This is a genomic window from Pseudoalteromonas sp. MM17-2, assembly GCF_022347945.1.
Taxonomy (GTDB): Bacteria; Pseudomonadota; Gammaproteobacteria; order Enterobacterales; family Alteromonadaceae; genus Pseudoalteromonas; species Pseudoalteromonas ruthenica.
The window spans coordinates 1-19,153 of sequence record NZ_JAKRFV010000027.1 but is presented as its reverse complement, the minus strand read 5'-3'; the positions used below and the strand labels follow the sequence as shown (position 1 = coordinate 19,153).

Sequence of the window (19,153 nt, the reverse complement as noted above, 5' to 3'; positions counted from 1 at the left end):
AGGCCTTTTTTAAGGAGCTGTTATGAAACTCGCCACCCTTAGCTTTTTATTCGCAGCGACAGTGTCGGTGCCCTGCTCTGCCCATTTGGAACATATACATGAACCTAAGAGTCAGGAAACACGCCTGAACGACCTTAGTTTCGATGAGTTAGTGGAGCATATCGCTGGCAATAAGTTTGTGACCCCGCAGTCATTTACCCATAAAGCACTGAGTAAAGAGTTAGCTAAGCGCACAAGCGATGAGCGACCTATCAGTCATTTTTGGCACGCCAGCATGTTGCAACGTGCCCACCATTTTCAACCGGCTTTAAGTACACTTGAGCATTACCTAGCATTACGACCTAGCGATGCGAATGCGCTACTATTAAAAGCGAATATTGAAACCGTACTTGGCTTTTTTGATAAGGCGCTTGCGACCTGTTTATCACTGGCCGCTAAACACAGTGTTGATTTGGCCATGGTGTGCACCCTTGATGTAAAAATGCAAAGTGAACCACTGCAGCCAATTATTACTCGCCTTGCTCACTCACCGCTGCGCGAGGGCGACTCTGAACTGGCTTATTTTACGCAAGAGCTCTTTGCCACCGCGCTGTATTTTGATGGCCAATACCTGGCCGCAAAACAAGTACTCTCCCCCATGATGGGCGCAAAACTTAGCTCCAGCACTTGGCTACTTTTTGCCGATACACTCATGGCGCTGGGTCAAGCACAGCAGTTTGTTGATGAATTTTCTCGCCTTAAGTTGAACATCGACGACATTCCCGATGCCTTAATTGTGCGCCTAGCACATGCAGCTCCAAAACAGTGGCTCGCACGTGCGCAACAACGCATGGCTCACCGACTAGCGGATGATGCCAATAACTATGCTGATGCACTGGCCTATTATTTCTACCATGTCGTCGATGATCCCATTACTGCACTGCACTGGGCCAAGCAACAAACCCATATTAGTGCATTGAAGGTCGACACAATGTTATATGAGCAAATTCAAAGCGAGCTGCGTGCGCACACCATTAATTAAGCTTGAAGCGCCCGCTACTTGTTTGCAGCTCATAGGCTAGACGTTGAAGTTCTTCGCTGGCTGCTTTAACCTGCTCAGCGGTAGCGACATTATCGTTGGCAGCATCATTAATGCGCGTCATACTTTTAGAGATATCTTGAGCGGTGTAGCTCTGCTCATTGGCGGCCGTGGCGATCACTTCAACATGGCCTGCCACTGTTTTTAACTGCTCTAGCGTTTGCTGCAGTGCTTGTGTGCTTTTGATAGATTTATCAGCTGTATCACTGGCATATTGGCTGCTTCGAGCCATCGACTCGCGAGCGTGCTTAGCATCCTTTTGTAGCATGCCAATCATCGACTCTATGTCTTTCGTAGAGCTCTGCGTTTTCTGTGCCAGTTGCCTCACTTCATCGGCTACCACGGCAAATCCACGACCTTGATCGCCAGCCCGCGCCGCTTCAATTGCGGCATTGAGTGCCAACAAATTTGTTTGCTCAGCAATAGAGTTAATCACATCGAGCACCGACCCGATTTCTTGGCTACGTTCACTCAAGCTATTAATGGTATTCTCACCACGACCAATTTCTTCACACAACTGTTGCAGGGCACCTGAGGTTTGATTAATAGAATCATTAGTTTGTTGCGATGTGCCTTCTAAACCATGTGTTAAATCAGCAACGTTACGAGCACTTTTTGCCACTTCATCAATGGTGGCCGACATCTCTTGCATGGCTGTGGAAATACTAATGATATTTTCCATTTGTGTGCGATTATTCTCCAGCTCTTGCTCGGTACTGGCCGATGTTTGCTCAACTGTAGAGCCCAAGGTATCAACGGTATCGCTGAGCTGACCGACCAACTGCCGCAGATTGGAATTCATCGCTCGCATGGAGTTGTATACATTTTTGCCCTCGCCTCGTGCGCTTAGTTCGCAGCTCAAATCACCATGGGAGATACGCTCACTGATGTCTTGCATCTCCTCAGGCTCGCCGCCAAGGGGAGTGATGATCATTCTTACCACCCACCATGTTGCCAGTAATATTGCCGCAATAACCAAGACCAGCAATACCGTCATACTGGATATCAGCTTATCAACACTACTGAATACCTCTTGTTTATCGATTTCTACCACCATCGCCCAACGCGTGTCGCCAATATCAAGGGGCTCATAAGAACTCAAAACTGGATTACCGTTATAATCGATGATCACTTCGGTGTTACTGCGACCAGCTAAGGCTTCAGTGACCGCTTTGGTTTTAATCCCATTATCAGCAATGGTACCGGCAAAGCTGGCTTTAACTGAGCGTCCCTGAGCATCTAAGAACGAGTCTGAACGCATACGATAATCTTGACCAACTAAATAGCTCTCACCACTGCGCCCCATTCCCTCACGCGTGTTCATGACCTCGTTGATAGCGTCAATGGATAACTGCAACGCAAGCACCGCCTGAACTTCACCACCAGCAACAACGGGCGCACCGACAAATGCAGCGGGGGCGCCGCCGCTGGGTGCATAAGGCTGAAAATCGCTGAATGTGTATTCGCCAGTTTCCATCACTTGACGATACAGTTGGGCAAGCCCCGAGTCACGGTAAGGGCCACTGACGAGGTTGCTTTGATAATCCGCCTCTTTAGTGACCGAGTAGCTCACCATCCCTGTGTCATCAATAAGAAATAAATCGTAGTAGCCTCGGCGCTCAATGTAATCAGCGAAGCGGCTCTGGTTTTGGTGAGCACTTCTAACCCAGTCCGACTCACTCATGCGTGCTGACCAATCGTTGGCTGCACTGAGGATATCCACTTCAATGCGCTCGAAGTACTGTTTAATTTGCAATTTTTTGATAGTTTCGATGGAGCGTAATTGGTTGTAGGCCTGCTCGCGCAGAGCCTCACTGCTGATGTAGCCACTGATCAAAGTGATAACCAGAGCTGGGATCAGTCCCACCAATAAAAAGGCGATAAGTAATCTAAATTTCAAAGGCATAACCGTTCTCCCTCACGCTGCAACTCCCTCAGTATAGTTAAAATAGGGACTGTGACTAATTACAACTAGGAAAAAACGCTTACACAGTATTACCGCGATATGATTTATAGTCATACCCGCTATTGTTGTTACCAAAAGTATCAAAGATAAGCTGATGACAAGGTATGTTTGAGTAATGGCACCCCGAGCTCGGTGCCATTATAGCTTATAGTGCGAGATTACTGGGCTTTAGAGAAGGTTATAAGCAAGTTCTCAACGGCGCAGGCATTGTTACTTATAGCGGTGTTAACCATGCGAGTCTGCTCGTCTGCATTTAGAGTAAAGTGCCAATACTGGCCATCGGCAAATTGCTGCGCTAGGGCTTTTTTAGTGTTGGTCATACACATTGCCTGAGTCAGGCTGCGAAGCTTAGCATCGTACATAATGTCGTTGAACCGAATATCCGGTAACGCTTGATTGGCAAGCTGAGGGCTACTGACTTGCTCGGTATTCTCAGCCAGCTGCCAGTGCCCATCGTTTAGTTTTAAGCGCACACCCGCAGGGTAAAAGCTGTAGCGAAAGGCATTTTCTGCCGTGGGAGTTATCTTTACCACACCTGCAGCACCGAGCACTGCAGCGCCGCTGCCTGATGCTGATGACAGCGTGACCAGTGCCGTGGTCTCATCCACACCATAGCCATGATATTGACCAATGTGTTGCACTAAAGTGTGCAGACGCACACTACGATTACGCTCACTAAAGTGGGTATCTAATACTCCGTAGGTAAAGCTTCCCAATCCCCCTTTTTGTTCATACGTCACGCCACGTCGTTGCTGCACTCGCGCTGAAGGAGCAGAATGGGGTTTGGCGCCCGCACTAAGAGCGCCTATCGAATCACCGCTGGTGATCATAGCCACCGCGCCGTGCTCATTACTGCCGCCGCTTTGTACCGCCGTCCCAGCACTGGTGCCAACAATAACAGGGCGCGCCTTTAGTGCGGCTGTCCAAGGATAGGGAGCGCCATCGTCTGCAAAGAGTATCTTGCGCGTTAAGCTCTGATCGCCACCATTAAACATCACCGCTGTCGCACTTTGGATTTTTTCCACTAAGCTGGCAACCCCGGCTTCGCACATTGCATGCTCTTGGGCGATTCGCTCTGGGTAGATTCGTGAGCGCGCAAAACTGAGCGCTTGCGCGCGCAGAGCAGGTAAGGCCTCGCAGCGATTCTCGGTAATGGCCTGCGCCAACGCTGGCGTCAATGCCAACCACTGCGTTTCGACCCCATCAAATTGCAGTAGTTGCTCATAAAAATCAGCAGACTCATAAGGGTCTCTGCTTGATGCGGTAATAGCCAATATCTTTGCAGGTTGCTTCTGTTGTTGCGCTGCCACCAGCGTGGCTTTTTCAATGAAGGCAACAATATCGTTGGCCGCCTGCGAACGAGTACGAGTTTTATCCACACGCTCTACCAAACGCTGGCGTTTATCTCCTTGATAGACTTCGAGGTTATCGAGGATGAAGTAATAGAGCTCATCGGTGATTAACGCCACTTGCTCATCCACCGCATGCCATTGGTCGAGTAGCGCTTGCCGACTCATTTTTTGCTCACTGGTGATGGCTTTTAGCGCGTTGATGGTGCGCATCTTTTGCGGTTGGTATTGCTCTGGCCAGTGTTTTTCTAGCCTGTCGATAGCTTGTGCATCAAGCTGATAAAGGTTACTACGCTTGCCCTGCAAATTCGTTTTACCAAGGCAATGCTTAGCACCTAGCGATGAACAAGTGTGCAAAGCGCCGCCAATCAATATATGTGTCTGGGCATGTGCAAGTGGTAACACGAATAGAGAAATGAAAAACAAGACAGGGTAAAAGAGACGATTATGAGTCGAAAATGCGCGAATAGCGCCTAAATCCTTAATCATGGTCATAAGTTTCCAAGGTTGATTTAAATGTAAAACAATTGTTGCTTTAGCAATAATTGGGTGTTATAACGAAAAGGACTCAAAAATCGAGTACAAGCTAACCCGTTTAGTTTGCGTTGTCAAAAACCTATGAGGAATGCGAGAAAATGTTGAAAAAAGCCCCGGTGCTTGCTGCATATTTCTACTCGCCCCATTACCTGTCGGAGTGGTTTGACGAGTAGCCCACCCGTTGTCTTTACAACGCGGTGGTTAAGTACGTCTTAGCCATCTCACTCTAAATCTACTACCAATAATAAAATTCTGTGCATGAAAGCGCGCACTCACTGAGCGCGTGTATGACGCGCACAGCAACATCGACAGGTGAAATATGTTTCGCAAGTTATCTTTAGCTGCGGCCGTGACTGCGGCTGTATGCCCTTCGCTATCGGCGGCTGAAAAGCCCCAAGCCCCTGCTGAGCAAAGTATTGAGCGCATCGACGTCACCGGCTCGCGCTTAAAAGGCGTGGATTTGGAAGGCGCACAACCGCTTACAGTGTTGGACCAAGATGATATCGCTCGCTCCGGCGCCGATAGCATCCACGACCTACTGAAAGACATTTCCCAGCTGCGTGGGGGGACGGGGACGTTTTCCACATCTCAAAGTGGCGGTACTTCTAACTCCACGCCTGCTGGGCAATCAGCGGCGAGCCTGCGCGGGATGGGCCCGTCCTCAACACTGACACTGGTTAATGGCCGACGCATTGCGCCGAGCTCATTTGCAGCGGGCACGGAAAACTTTGTTGACGTTAACGCAATTCCGCTCGCGGCCATTGAACGTATTGAAATTCTTGCCACCGGTGCCTCGGCCATTTACGGCGCAGACGCTGTTGCCGGCGTTATCAACTACATCCTTAAAGATGATTTTGAAGGGTTTGAAGTCAATGCCTCATACGGCGACAGTTTGGCACAAAGTGATGAAAGTAAAACGCAAATTAATCTGCTTTGGGGCACACAACTTGGCAAAGGCAACCTCAGTGTATTCGCCGATTATTATCACCGTAATGCCTTTAAAGCGACGGATCGTGACTACACCAAAGACCCTCTCCTAGTCAGTGGCTATTCTTATTTACCCAAGCTCGAGAACACGCCGAACATTTATTATTACTCGCAGAGAGATGGCTTAGAACTCCCTGCCCCTGGGTGTAAAACCGAGTTGGTAGAAACCGAACATGGCGAGCAAATATGTGCCTACTACGGCAATGAGGACGATTACCTCGATAGCCCATTTGAAAGCCTCGCCACCGGATTTACCTTTACGCAAGCCATTGGCGATCTTAATTGGAAAACAGATTTCTTCTTCAGCTATACGCAATCAACAGCCTACTCTTCGCCAGCGCCTATTAATCAAGTTGATGACAGCGAAGGCCCTTATGCCCTTGAGCAAAGCTTGTTTATTTTTGACCAAGCAGATGGCTCAAACCCGCTTTTAGAGCAGCTCTATATCGACCCCTTTAACACCGTAAATAATCGCCAAGTTTATGGTTTTGCCTTTGATGCCCGTTTTAGCGACCCGCGTACCGTTGAAGTAGAGTCGGATAACATGCGCTTAGTGAGTGAACTTGAAGGCAGCCTCGGTGAGTGGTTTTGGCAAAGTGGCATCACCCTGTCGCGCTCAAAGTCAGAGCAAGTTGCCATTGCTGGCGTCTATAACCGCTTCAAGTTTCACGCTGCATTAACTGGTGAGCTGTGTAGTGACGGACAAATTGCAAGCTATGACGGCACTACCTTAAACTGCGCAGGCGACGCTACATTACGCCCGTTTTATAACCCGTTTTTGCTCGGCGATAGCACCAATGATGCGACTTTGGCGTTAACACAACAACAACCCTCTCGCTCAGGAAAAAGCTCGGTTTATGCTTGGGATGCCAATATTAATGGTGAATTACTGCTGCTTGATGCAGGCGCAGTGAATGCAGCTTTTGGTGTCGAAGTTCGCCGCGAAGAGCTTGAAGATATCCCCTCTTCAGACTCACGAGCTCAGGCGCAAAATGACTATTTAGTGGATGTATTCGGTTTTGGCTCTAGCCTGGCCGAGGCCGACCGCACTCAGTGGGGAGCCTATGCAGAGTTCAATATTCCACTAAGCACCGAGCTTGAGCTGCAAGCCGCCGGGCGTTACGATCATTTTGATGATTTCGGCAGTACCTTTAACCCCAAGCTTGGTTTCACCTACCGCCCCACCGACACTATGGTGCTACGGGGCTCATGGTCCACCTCCTTCCGCGCTCCGTCATTGACTCAGGCCGGTGTAAAGCTGCGCACGACCACCTCAACCTTTGATTGTGGCGCCAACCAAGCGGTGGCCGATTTATATTGTATGGGCGATGGCACCGAAGTAACAGTCAATTCACTTGAACTTGGCAACCCGGAATTAAAAGCGGAAGAGTCGCAGGCATTAAGCTTAGGTTTCGCATGGAGCCCAAGTGCCCAAACCAATCTCACCATTGATTACTGGCAGTTCAATCACGAAAAAGTCATCGATACCAATATGACGGCGGTACTCGACAGAGCACTAAGCGATGCAACCTTACGTCATTGCAATCTGGTACCACAAGGGCAGCAAGGCATTGCCTACGATCAACAGCTGTGTGAGGTGACTGACGAGCAAGGGCTCAACATTGAGCAACAAGGCGCTGATCTCTCCGAGATTCTTGATAATTATATTGCCGCTTTTGACCCCCGTGACAGTGAGTTATACCTACCTTTATCTCGCGATCATGTGATCCCCTTAGAAAATACCGGCAGCCAAGATTTACAAGGTGTGGATATCAAATTTGACCATCGCTTTGCACTCGCCCAAGGAGATTTGACACTGCGTTTTGACGCCACTCATTATCTCGAATACGAACGTAACCGCCCAGGCTCCGATGCCATTGAATCTTTAGTAGGTAGTTATCGTTACCCTGAGAATGTGGGCCGCGTCAGCTTAGCTTGGGATAGCGACAATTACTATATCGTTATAAGTGCCAACTATACTGACAGCTACAGCGACGATATCGATGGCCTGAGGGGTCGTGAAATTGACGAGTTGGAGGTGCTTGGTGCGCTCGATGCGCAAGGTGAGCGAGAGGTCGACTCATGGTTAGTGTGGGATCTCTCTGCTGGCTATGAGCTAAGCAACGCGCTCACCCTACGCGTTAATATCGACAACCTCACAGATGAAGAGCCGCCTACAGTGTATGGCTCTGCCCGAGGTTTTGATGCAATAAATCATAACGCCCTTGGCGCTACCTATCGTGTGGGCATGACCTACCGCTTTTAATGGTCAGCGCCCAAAACTCAATGAGGGGCCGTGCGCCCCTTTGTCCTTTTATAAGTGAAGACTCATGACTAATCACACGCGTTTTTCTCTGCCCAGTGCCAGCGTTATTTTGATGTCGGTGGCCTTACTTGCCTATGCCAGTACCTGGTTTGTGCAACCTGGCTGGTTTGCTATGGACGCTCAGCAAACTACGGTCAGCTTGGCGCAATTTCAACAACAACAAACGCAGCTGCAATTGCCGTTATTTGCAAGTAACGGCGAAGTCGGCTTTGTGAATGTACTATTCGAAGGGCTCGTTGCTGGCGATAAATTTGGCGCGACCATTGGCGTCATGGCATTTATTCTTATTACCGGCGGGGCGTTTTCGGTTCTGATGCACACCGGCGCTATAAACCGCGCTGTTTTAGCACTGATCGGCCGCACTCAAAAGCTACAATGGCTATTTATTCCTGTGCTGTTTACATTGTTTTCTCTTGGCGGTGCCATATTTGGCATGGGTGAAGAGGCAATCGCCTTTTGCGTGGTGCTGCTGCCGATTATGAAGCAGCTGGGCTACAACGCTCAAACCACAGTGTTAGTGACTTATGTGGCAACGCAAATCGGGTTTGCGAGCTCATGGATGAACCCATTTAGTATCGCCATTGCTCAGTCTATTGCTGAACTCGGCGTGTTCTCCGGTGCCCCCTTGCGGATGTTCGCTTGGGGTTGTTTTACATTGCTGGGCATGACCTACACCTATCGCTATGCAAAACACAGTCGCACATTACCCGCTGAACCTGCGCCGACCACAAGTTATGCGCCTCTTTGTCGAGCTGATAAAACGCTATTATTGCTGTTTGCCGGTGTCATTGCCTGGGTGATTTGGGGAGTGACCTTGCACCAGTATTACATTCCGCAACTTGCTGGCCAATTTTTTACTTTGGCGGTGTTAAGCGCCATTGTTGCCAAGTTCATGTATCGCACCTCGTTTTCGCGCAGTGCAGAGATGTTTACCCAAGGAGCACAAGAGCTGCTACCGGCCGCCTTATTGGTCGCCTTAGCCAAAGGCATCGTGCTCTTACTCGGTGGCAATGAGCTCAGTGAGCCTTCGGTGTTAAACACGCTTTTATATTACAGCGCCACCCTATTACACGGTATGCCCGAAGCGCTGGCAGCATGGAGTATGTTGGTGTTTCAAAGCTTATTTAACTTTTTTGTCTCCTCAGGTTCGGGGCAAGCTGCGATCACCATGCCGATTATGGCGCCTTTGGGCGACTTGCTTAATGTTGGTCGGCAAACCGTGGTACTCGCCTTCCAGCTCGGTGACGGCCTGACCAATATCATTATTCCCACCTCAGCAAGCCTGATTGGTTGTTTGGGCGTGGTGAAGTTAGAGTGGGGCCAATGGTTTTTATTTATTTGGCGCCTGCAGCTTGCGCTATTTGCCCTCGCCAGCGCTTTTGTTATCGGCGCTCAATTTATGCAATACAGTTAAGTCATTATGATCACACTTATTAACAACGTTACTACTTACAACCCCGACCCTATGGGGCAACAAACTATCGCCCTGGGCGGCGAACATATTCTCGGTATAGACCCTGCTCTCACGTTCACCAGCTCCCTGCAGCAAACGGTCATAGATGGCAGCACACTGATTGCCGTACCCGGCTTTGTTGATTCATTAGTGCATATTTGTGGCGGTGGCGGTGAAGACGGTTTCGCCAGTCGCACGCCGGAAATGATGCTCAGTGATGCGATAACCGCCGGGATCACCACGGTTGTTGGCGCCCTTGGTACTGATTCAATCGGCCGCACACACAGTAATTTACTGGCTAAGGCTAAAGGACTCAAAGAAGAAGGGCTCAATGCCTTTTGCTATACCGGTGCGTATCATCTGCCAGCGCCCTCGCTCACCGGCAGTATTGAAAAAGACATTATGTTCATTGATGAAGTCATCGGTGTCGGTGAAGTCGCTATTAGCGATCATCGCGGCTCTCAGCTGGATGCGAAGCAGCTTAGTGAGCTGGCAGCACATGCTCGGGTTGCAGGTATGCTAAGTAATAAGCGCGGCACGATTAGTATTCATGTCGGTCCCAGTGACAGTCATTTAACGCTTCTGCATGAGGTGGCTGCCCACTATGATGTGCCATTAAACCGCTTCTATCCTACCCATATGAACCGCAATCAGCAGCTGCTTGACGCCGGTATCGCCTTTGCCAATGCCGGTGGCTGGATAGATTTCACCACCAGCACCACCGACTATGACTTAGCACATGGCGAAGTCAGTGCGGCGCGCGCTTTGGCACAATGCTTAGCCAAGGGTGTTGAAAAAACCCGTTTAACTATGAGCTCTGATGGCCACGCTAGCTTGCCAGTGTTTGATGAGAACAACCATTTGGTGGGTCTTGAGGTCGGTCATGAGCGCTCGTTATTACTGGCATTTATCGAAGCAGTAAAAGAGCATAAGGTGGCATTTGCCGATGCGTTAAGAGCGATAACCAGCAACCCTGCGAACGCACTGGGTATACAAAAAGGCACGCTGGCAACGGGGGGATGTGCTGATTTAGTGTTGCTTGATAGCACTTCACTGTTACCACGATGGGTGTTCGTGCGCGGTCAATGCATGATGGCCGATGGTGAGCTGATACGCAAAGGCCGTTTTGAATAGCCAAAGGAGCGCTTATCAACAATGAAAAAAGCGCCGAAAGGCGCTTTTTTTGGTCACTAGTAGACGTGGAGTCTTACTTATTCATTGCTTGAAGCAAAAACGCTGAGATTTTAGCCCCTTCGCGTAAGGTCGTCTCTGAGCTGCTTTTTCCTTCCAATGAACTGTCGGTGAAAGGAGCGATTTCCATCATGTCGGCACCCGTTATTGGAAACTCATCAGCCAGTGCGCCAAGAATAGTGAGTGCTTGTTGTGGGTTTAAGCCGTCGTCTTCGGGTGTGCCGGTGGCCGAGGCAAACTCAGCGTCCAAAGCGTCAATATCAAAGCTTACATACAGCTCGTCAACACCATCATTGCGCAGTTGCTGAAGCACTTCGGCAATAACGGCTTCACAACCACGCTCATTGATTTCGTGGGCCCAGTGTTGCTTCACACCAAAGGTAGACTCCCAATGCTCTTTCGGCTTACCGCTTGAGCGAATACCAAACTGGATTAAATGCGCAGGGCTCGGCAAGAATTCTAGAATATGCGTACACCAAGAGCCAAAGCATAAGTCAATGCCCAAACGCTCCACGAGCAAATCAGTGTGCGCATCAAAATGGATGATAGCCACTTTCTTGCCCTGCTCGCGCTTGGCTTTAAGATACGCTTTTGTCAGTGGGTAACTGATTGAGTGGTCCCCACCGATACCGAAAATGCCTTTTTCAGGGAAGTTTGCATAAAAATCAGTGCATACATCTTCGGTGATGGATAGCGGGCTAACATGATAGTCGCTCTGCTCGTTTGCGTACAAGGCTTTTTGACAGTTGCTGATAGTGCCTTCGTTGAGGTACTTATCATGCAATAAGTGTGGGATCACACGAACATCACCGATATCGAACGCTTTCGCTTGTGGTTGCTGTTCAATTAATGTGCTACGAAGGAATAACGGGCCCCAGTTCGCACCACGTAAAATACCGCCACCGCAGTCAGAGCTGATCCCCAGCATAACTGCTTTGTGCTCGCTAGTGGGTAAATCTTGAAGGGATGATTTCCACAGTGGTTCAATGTTTTCAGTTTGACCGTAGAGCTTGTGATGCAGGGCCGCTTTGCGCTCTTTAGCGGTGTTAACAGTAAATACACCGTTACCTGGCGGGCACAAGCAGTGCTCAACTTTTTCTTGAAAATCTTGCCACTTAGCAGTCATGCTCTCTCCTCAATAGTTATGCAATTGTATGGTGCTTGCAGAAAAATCGTGTTGCTGTGCGTTGATATCTTATTCTGCGTAATTTGTACCTCGACACCAAGCCACCATAAAAACATAACATTATGTTTTTAAAAGACTTATTTAGCATCCATATACACCTTAGCACCCAAGGTAAACGATTAATATACAAGCTGAGTGAAGAAGTCAAACTGACGTGGAGGGGCCGCAAACAAAGGCGTGACTGGCTATGCATAAAAGCTGCATAAGCCAGCCAGAAAGTTACTCGTAGCTACGCGGACGCTTGGTTTTAATAATAGCGATATAGCCGTGCCAACTGGCGTAACTGAGCAGAGGCATAATGACTATAAAGCCCGCAGTACCGGTGATAAAGCCAAGCAAAACCAAAGAGACAATACAGGCGCACCACACCACCATTGCCCCCACATTGTTTCGCACTGCATTCATTGAGCTCACCACCGCAGTCATAATATCAACGCGACGTTCCATCATAATTTGCGGAGTAAAGGCAGAGATGGCGAATACACTTACCAGCAGCACGCCGCCAATAATAGAGCCTAAGGTTAGAAACGCGCTCAGCTCTTCCAATGTAGGGTTAACGGTGTTGGGATAAAGCGCATGCACCAAAGCGGCCAAGCGCATCCACACTATCATGACGACCATCAAGAGTACGGCAAAGCCCCACTCCCCTGCGGGATTACGAAACATAGATTTGAGGCTATGGCGAAATGTTGGGGTGTGCCCTTTTTCCAGCTCCCACGCCACATCGTAGAGGCCGGCCGCAAAGGCTGGTCCAACGAGGGCAAAGGCGACGGCAGCAGGCAAAATGACCAAATGCGACTGGCTAGAATAAACAAAAAACAACAGCGCAGCGGGAATAGCGGTAAACACTAAACCATAGACAAGGCTCAACAGCGGTGCCCGAGCCATATCTTTAAACGCTAACGCTAACCAATGTAAAGGAGCAAAGACGCTCACTTTGTTACACTCAAAGCAACGAGCAAATTCACTGCGGCTCGAAGCACTAGAAGAAAGCCCCATAATTTATCTCCTATGATACATTCAATTAACATCTAGTTGAGATCTACTCAGTTCGCAAGCTAGGGGATCACTTGTATCGGACATTTGTCCTTATTGGCATGGACCGCAACACCGCAGCATGGCACCTTTAAAGGCACTATTATGCGTAAGATAAATCAGAGGCTTACATGAAAAAAATGTTTCACCTTGGCATCACTAAAGAAGACATTGCAGGGGCAACCTTGGCTATTATCCCCGGCGCTCCTGAGCGTGCAGGCGTTATTGCAGAGCAGCTTGAGCAATCGCGCTGTCTTGCCAAGCATCGCGAATTTCACGTTTATTTAGGTCAGTTAGCAGGCCAATCTGTGGTGGTGTGCTCAACCGGTATTGGTGGACCTTCTACGTCCATCGCCGTTGAGGAACTCGCGCAGCTAGGCGTAGATACCTTTTTACGAGTGGGAACCACAGGAGCCATTCAGCCGCACATTGCTGTGGGAGATTTATTGATCACCCAAGCCTCTGTGCGTTTAGATGGAGCGTCGCACCACTTTGCGCCAGCCAACTACCCCGCAGTGGCCAACTTTGAAGCCACCGCCGCCCTAGTGAAAGCATGTCAGGATAGCGATATCACTCATCACGTTGGCATTACCGCATCCAGTGATACCTTTTACCCTGGGCAAGAGCGTTATGACACCCACAGTGGTTATGTTCCCACTCACCTTCAAGGGTCCATGCAGCAGTGGCAAGCGCTTAACGTGATGAATTATGAAATGGAGTCTGCCACCTTACTGACCATGTGTAGCGCATTAGGGCTGCGCTCAGCGTGCATCGCCGGAGTATTAGTCAACCGCTGTGAAAACGAGATACCCGACGTGGATATCTCGGCTGTTGAACAAAATGCGATAGATCAGGTTATTGCCGGAGCACAGCTGCTGCTTAGCAATTCGTAATTAAATTGCGCGTGCGGAGCAAGTTGAGCTAACACTGTTTTGCTTGCTCCAAGGTGTGATTTGTCCGCCTGCTGCTCCAATAAAGTCACCGCTGTAATAGCACTAAAATCGACTTCTTGATTGGCCAACACAATCTGGCTTAGCGCCGCTTGCATGGGTGAAAAACTAGGATTAAACGCAGCATTCTCCATATAGCGGCCAAAATAGGTTGCGCCGGCATATTCAATGGCTACCGCCGCTTTACCACCACTGTAAGGGGCATAGCTTTGCGCAAAATGGTGGTGTAATGAGCGGCTCTCATCATGATGGCTAGCAGCATTGCCCAGCAAGGGCTGCTCTACCCCCAAATCAACTGGACCAAAGTCTTGAGGCAACAATTCGTTCAAGGTCGTTGACTTATCACCTATGGTTATAGCGATGTTCTTCGCACCTTTGAACTCATTGATAAATTGGCGGCAATGCCCGCAAGGTGCGGCGCTGATATAGATGTGCTCAATCTCTGTCGCGCCGTGTAGCCAGGCATTATGTAATGCGCACTGCTCTGCATGGGTGGATACCTCTAACCCCAAACCTGCTAGCTCAACATTCACACCGACTGCATAAAACACGTCACCTTGGCTATTTTTTGCTTTAACAAGAGCGGCGACATGAAATGACGAAATGGGCGCCACCGCCCATGTTTGGGTTTGCGCTAGCAACCAATCGATGGTGTCTTTAAAAGAAGACCCCATCTCCTGCTGAAGTTTTTTAAATTGCTGCTCAGAGGCGATACCGCCTTGGCGTTTTAGTTCTGCGAGTAACCCTGTAACCTGCATGTTCAGGCCTGTTGTTATTTTTTGGGCTTGGGATACTAACCTAGCACGAAAGTGGGCGCAACCAATTACGTGCTTGCTCCTGACAATCAAAGTTTTTCACCCTGACCCCAAGCTCTCGTACTTTTTGCGTCACCAGTTCATGCATAAAACCCTGATAACTAACCACCCGGGCGATAATCAACTGGCCGAGCAATGGCGCTAGCTTGTTGCACACATCAATGAACTCATCCTTAGCATAAGCATGTTCAAATTCGCGTACATCAATTAACACTGCTTTCGCATTGTAACTATTGGCGAATTCAATAATGGCGTTGGCGTTATTTAACACATCAATTGATTGCGCTTTACCGCGCATGGTTGCGCAGACAATGTTTTCTTCAGCGCAATAACTTAAACTCGCAACAACAGAGTTGGCCATGTCGTTCTCTCTAATAAATACAGATACAACAAAGGCACAAGTTCGTTTGCACTAGGAGGGCAAAAGTGGAAGCGGCTCAGCCATCATAGCCAATGTATTGACCTTAGACCTGGAGCTTTGCGTGGAAACTCTTTCGAGCACCGTGCCTTTATTCTGAGCAGGCCATAATACGTAAACTAGATCTTTTATTCAACTAAACTGAATAATCACCACTCTACGCTGTGATCCTCTTTGACCCGTTATTATCGCTAACACCGAAATTCGTTTTACTGTTTGCAGACGCCCCAACTTTTCCTCACAGCGGCCTATCATCCATACAACCAGTAACGTCCAGGCTTAATAAAATGATGAATAGACGTTTTATGCTTCCCTAGGTAGATGATGCTTCACTATGGAGCACATTAAGCTTGGCTAAAAAAGCAACGAAAGAGCGCAAGCTAGGCTTTATACGTCTCATACATAATTGATTTATATTAGGTAACTTTCAACGCAACCGCCCAATCTGCCCATGAAATGCTTCGACCAGGGAATGCAACTTTTGAAAATGGCCAATCTTTTTTTAGCCAATCAAAGACCGTGTGGTAAAGCGCTCTGTCTAAAGCAATAGCATCGTCTCTAACCCACAAATATACTTCACAATCATATTTGGGTGACTGGCTAGAGTCTATGTAAACGGAACCGAGGCATGTATCGTTTGAGTTATTGAACACTGAATAAGCAAACGCTACTCGCGATTCAAACTCTCGCTTATGAACCTTCAGGCTTTCATTGTTCTCTTCGAGAGTCATCGATGGCTTAGGCCATTCGGACTCTAGCCCAAAAATCCCTTGCAGCCTTTGTTGGCTGGACATCACAGCGTCAAAGTCTAATTCAGCAACCGCCTCTTCAAGCACTCTAAAATGAAAAGATTCAGTGTCAAAACGCTTAGGCGCCTCGAAATTATCAGGAATAAAGGGTTCAAACATACTTAGAACAATTCATGGCTTTTTTTAAGCCGCATTAAGGGGAGCCGCCACGCAATACAGAAGCTGCCATACAGCGCCATAAACATTATTTTGGCTCTGGTAACACTGGCGGAGTACTATCCATATAGGTTAAAAAGTGTGCCCAAACCTCATAAGTCCTTTGCCTAGTTAGCTTAGTTTCACATGAAATAGCCATAACATCACGAATTGTACCTTCACGCCATTTCGTGTAGACAGAGCCACAGTGGGAATCAACATAGATTTGCCAGTCATTTTGAGCAGTTTTTATAGCTTCAACTAACTCAGAATCATAAGAATTGCGCTCAAAACTTGCTTCCAAATACTTGGATAACTCTGCTTTTGCTGAGTTCAGTTTAATTATCGCGCAATCATTAATTTGCCGGGTGCTAACCGCATTGTCACAATCGTAAACTGCTTCCTCAGCTATAGCGGTAGCTGTGAATGCAAAAGCAGATAGAGCCAATAACATACGTTTTTTCATAATATTCCTTGAAAGCACATAACTCCTGCATAAGGGGCTGATAATAGTGTGCTAAGATGTGTAGTGAAGCGAAACCGAGCAAACTGTTACGAAACCAATTTTAAAACCCTTATTAGGTATTTAAACTAGTTAACAAACTAAGCACCAATCAAAAACGGTACATGGTTTAATTTTATGATGTTCATCTAGTTCATATTTGATTTTGAACTGCAAGCATCAATAAAATCTTGAGGTTCAATCACTATTACTTGTCTATTTTTTCCAACTTTTTTCTTTATCGCTTTACGGTCAAAAACAATGGTACAACCTGCATAATTTGTCGCCTCAACCTTAGATAAATCTTTATCTATCTTGTCAGTGAACAGTGATGATTGTTCATATTCCCATATACGATTTTCATTCGCTTTAATTGGTTTCATTTCCAAAAAATGAGTGCCGTACTCGTTAACGAAAGTAAGCTTCACCGTAATAACGTCGTTGGTTTCATTTATAATATTCCCCCAGTAAATATTTATAGGTTTTTATTAGTCTTTCCATAGGATTTCAGAACTCCATATTAAGCGTTTTATATCTATCTCCATGGCGATTGAATCATTGACTCTTTGAAATTTTTCTTCTTTTTGCTTGTCCTGATCAGAATATTTCATTCAATCAAGGTTGCCACTCATAGTGGTACCTAGGTGTAGATGACTTTAAGGGGCTACAACCCTTTAATATGATGCGCAACGAAGTCGTGTCACGGCGAAGCAGCATAAACGTCTTGTTAGCTTTTTGCTGCGACGTATTTTGTGTGGATATCGATAACAAAAGGTTCAACTAGTGAAATACACTTATCTAGATCTTCATCTGATATTTCGACTTGCTCACCGTCAAGCGTAAAGCCATTACGATGAACGAAATCATGGCGTAACTCTAACTGCTTCAATAAATCACTGCTTATGTTAAAACGGATATTTAACACTCTTTTATAATACATTTCGACGTCATTTAAGCGGTGCCAAACTAGTGCTTTCATAGAGCGTACTAAATACGTTTCAATAGAATTATTTAGCGCAAACGGAATCGTAACTGTAGCAGCCCTAAACTTGTCGTGACTCGCCAATTTCTGAAGGGATTGGTGACAATCTGTTATCTCAAAAATGAACAGGTTTGAAAGAAATTGCTCCATAAGGCTAATTACATTGGAAAAATATAACTGATTATGAAAACCATCCCTATTTTGAGCTTTGATGTTTGCTATTCCGTCATTAAAAACAGCTAAAAACTCATTCGCTTTTTCCTCAGAACTCATTAGCGTGGTACTCCACTTTAATCTCGGACTTTAAAGCGGGGTCTTCAGTTGACACCTCAAGAGTCCAATCCACGCCTACATTTGAAGACAAAACGGTCATGTTGTAATCATTCCCATCATCATCTTCGAAAGAATCATAATTCTCACTTACACTATCCCTATATCTATCAGCGACAAAATTGGGAGATGGAACACTAATAACCGATAACTCAACACTACCTCTGTAAATAATTAGATATCCCCCTGAAATTGGAGGCATACAGTCATTTCCGTCTAATGTAAAACTCATACGTATCAACTTAATCAGAAAAGCAACACCCCAATTATAACAGCATACTTGTCGGCTTACAGCCAAAGAAAGCTAACACCCAAATAAGGGGCACAAACATGGCGGCTATAATCGGAGCGAAGCGACTCAGCCGCCATGTTTGTGTCCCAGCGAGCCCGCGAGCGACTTAATTTTTTTGTTATGTGTATACTAGCTGGGTTTGAAATATACACTTATTATTGCTAGCAAGCTTACAATGTACGGAAAATAGAGATCCAAGTTTTCTCTGCTTTTAAAAAAAGCATTGAGTTGATAGCTTGCTTCGTACTTCAGTAATTTAAGAAATTTTTTTCTAGTCCATTTATCGTCAAACTTGTTTAGCTCTATATTTGCAGTATAGAAATATTCCTGCCCGTACTCGTCGACTGATTCCGATCTATAAGTCAAGTTTCTCTTTAAAATTCCAACTGGATTATAAGATGGACTTTGAATGCCTGGCTCATCTCCTGGCCATATCTTAATCGCTGGAGCTAGTAAGCCTGTAAAATCTCCCTCATGAGGATTAAAGTTTAAAATTCTATAGTCATTCAATAACTTAGAGCTCCAAAAATTGAATAGTTTCTTATGGTATTCCCTCGCGTATCCAAAGTATCTGAGCGTAAGGTAAAGAATACTTCCTATGAATAAGTAAGATAGGTTTCCACCTTTAGTAAATTTCAATTTTAATATAAATGAGTTCGCTTCTTCTAATGTAGCCCCGGAAATATTCAAAGCTATAAAAACGATAGAAACAGACGCGAATTCAAGTCCGAAGTGCACCACTCGCTAAATTAGGCTGCATTGCGTAATTCATTGAACACAACGACAGGCTGCTTGTAACCGAGACACTTCCT

The 19,153-nt window shown here is 47.0% G+C and carries 16 protein-coding genes and 1 riboswitch; of the genes, 5 read left to right on the top strand and 11 right to left on the bottom strand.

The window, feature by feature from the left end; translation table 11 throughout:
- Window positions 1-22 precede the first annotated feature (22 nt).
- Window positions 23-1,021, top strand: coding sequence for a hypothetical protein (locus MHM93_RS17495; RefSeq protein ID WP_239450015.1), 999 nt, complete (start codon window positions 23-25; stop codon window positions 1,019-1,021).
- Here the strand turns inward: MHM93_RS17495 and MHM93_RS17490 are convergent.
- Both MHM93_RS17490 and MHM93_RS17485 read right to left on the bottom strand, forming a co-directional pair.
- Window positions 1,014-2,984 carry a methyl-accepting chemotaxis protein gene (locus MHM93_RS17490; RefSeq protein WP_239450014.1) on the bottom strand — a complete coding sequence of 657 codons (1,971 nt, stop codon included), beginning with the start codon at window positions 2,982-2,984 and terminating at the stop codon, window positions 1,014-1,016. The two genes, MHM93_RS17495 and MHM93_RS17490, sit on opposite strands and share 8 nt — an antisense overlap.
- Before the next feature lie 218 nt (window positions 2,985-3,202).
- Window positions 3,203-4,888: a cyanophycinase gene (locus MHM93_RS17485; RefSeq protein WP_239450013.1), complete on the bottom strand. Its 1,686-nt coding sequence runs from the start codon at window positions 4,886-4,888 to the stop codon at window positions 3,203-3,205.
- A 361-nt stretch (window positions 4,889-5,249) separates the two neighbouring features.
- Between MHM93_RS17485 and MHM93_RS17480 the strand changes: the two genes are divergently transcribed.
- From MHM93_RS17480 to iadA, 3 genes are all read left to right on the top strand, one after another.
- Window positions 5,250-8,183, top strand: coding sequence for a TonB-dependent receptor (locus tag MHM93_RS17480; RefSeq protein ID WP_239450012.1), 2,934 nt, complete (start codon window positions 5,250-5,252; stop codon window positions 8,181-8,183).
- 64 nt (window positions 8,184-8,247) lie between these two features.
- A complete protein-coding gene (gene yfcC, locus MHM93_RS17475; protein WP_239450011.1) occupies window positions 8,248-9,657 on the top strand; it encodes a putative basic amino acid antiporter YfcC in 1,410 nt (469 codons plus the stop codon).
- A gap of 6 nt (window positions 9,658-9,663) precedes the next feature.
- Window positions 9,664-10,830 (top strand): beta-aspartyl-peptidase, encoded by a 1,167-nt coding sequence (iadA, locus tag MHM93_RS17470; protein WP_239450010.1) that lies wholly within the window; start codon window positions 9,664-9,666, stop codon window positions 10,828-10,830.
- A 73-nt stretch (window positions 10,831-10,903) separates the two neighbouring features.
- Here iadA and MHM93_RS17465 read toward each other — a convergent pair whose 3' ends face one another.
- Complete coding sequence (locus tag MHM93_RS17465; RefSeq protein WP_045979883.1) at window positions 10,904-12,013, bottom strand: arginase family protein; 1,110 nt, start codon at window positions 12,011-12,013, stop codon at window positions 10,904-10,906.
- 279 nt (window positions 12,014-12,292) lie between these two features.
- Window positions 12,293-13,072, bottom strand: coding sequence for a DUF2189 domain-containing protein (locus tag MHM93_RS17460; protein WP_022944402.1), 780 nt, complete (start codon window positions 13,070-13,072; stop codon window positions 12,293-12,295).
- Window positions 13,073-13,239: 167 nt separating this feature from the next.
- Here MHM93_RS17460 and udp point away from each other — a divergent pair, with 167 nt between their 5' ends.
- Window positions 13,240-14,001, top strand: coding sequence for a uridine phosphorylase (udp, locus tag MHM93_RS17455; RefSeq protein ID WP_022944403.1), 762 nt, complete (start codon window positions 13,240-13,242; stop codon window positions 13,999-14,001).
- Here udp and cdd read toward each other — a convergent pair.
- The 7 genes from cdd to MHM93_RS17420 all read right to left on the bottom strand — a co-directional run bounded on the left by cdd (window position 13,959) and on the right by MHM93_RS17420 (window position 18,281).
- Window positions 13,959-14,816, bottom strand: a complete 858-nt coding sequence (gene cdd, locus MHM93_RS17450) for a cytidine deaminase (RefSeq protein WP_239450009.1) — start codon at window positions 14,814-14,816, stop codon at window positions 13,959-13,961. The two genes, udp and cdd, sit on opposite strands and share 43 nt — an antisense overlap.
- Window positions 14,817-14,856: 40 nt before the next feature.
- Complete coding sequence (locus tag MHM93_RS17445) at window positions 14,857-15,234, bottom strand: hypothetical protein (RefSeq protein WP_138508340.1); 378 nt, start codon at window positions 15,232-15,234, stop codon at window positions 14,857-14,859.
- Between the two features lie 67 nt (window positions 15,235-15,301).
- A riboswitch (cyclic di-GMP riboswitch) is annotated at window positions 15,302-15,391 on the bottom strand.
- Window positions 15,392-15,707: 316 nt separating this feature from the next.
- Window positions 15,708-16,199 carry a hypothetical protein gene (locus MHM93_RS17440; RefSeq protein WP_239450008.1) on the bottom strand — a complete coding sequence of 164 codons (492 nt, stop codon included), beginning with the start codon at window positions 16,197-16,199 and terminating at the stop codon, window positions 15,708-15,710.
- Between the two features lie 85 nt (window positions 16,200-16,284).
- On the bottom strand, window positions 16,285-16,701 hold the full coding sequence (locus tag MHM93_RS17435) for a lysozyme inhibitor LprI family protein (protein ID WP_239450007.1): 417 nt from the start codon (window positions 16,699-16,701) through the stop codon (window positions 16,285-16,287).
- A gap of 185 nt (window positions 16,702-16,886) precedes the next feature.
- Entirely contained in the window at window positions 16,887-17,120 is a 234-nt protein-coding gene (locus MHM93_RS17430; RefSeq protein ID WP_239450006.1) for a hypothetical protein, read from the bottom strand.
- Window positions 17,121-17,464: 344 nt separating this feature from the next.
- Window positions 17,465-17,992, bottom strand: coding sequence for a hypothetical protein (locus tag MHM93_RS17425; protein WP_239450005.1), 528 nt, complete (start codon window positions 17,990-17,992; stop codon window positions 17,465-17,467).
- The gene (locus MHM93_RS17420; RefSeq protein ID WP_239450004.1) at window positions 17,982-18,281 is read right to left on the bottom strand and encodes a hypothetical protein; all 300 of its coding nucleotides are present in this window, start codon (window positions 18,279-18,281) and stop codon (window positions 17,982-17,984) included. The genes MHM93_RS17425 and MHM93_RS17420 overlap by 11 nt, the downstream gene beginning before the upstream one ends.
- Window positions 18,282-19,153: the final 872 nt, after the last annotated feature.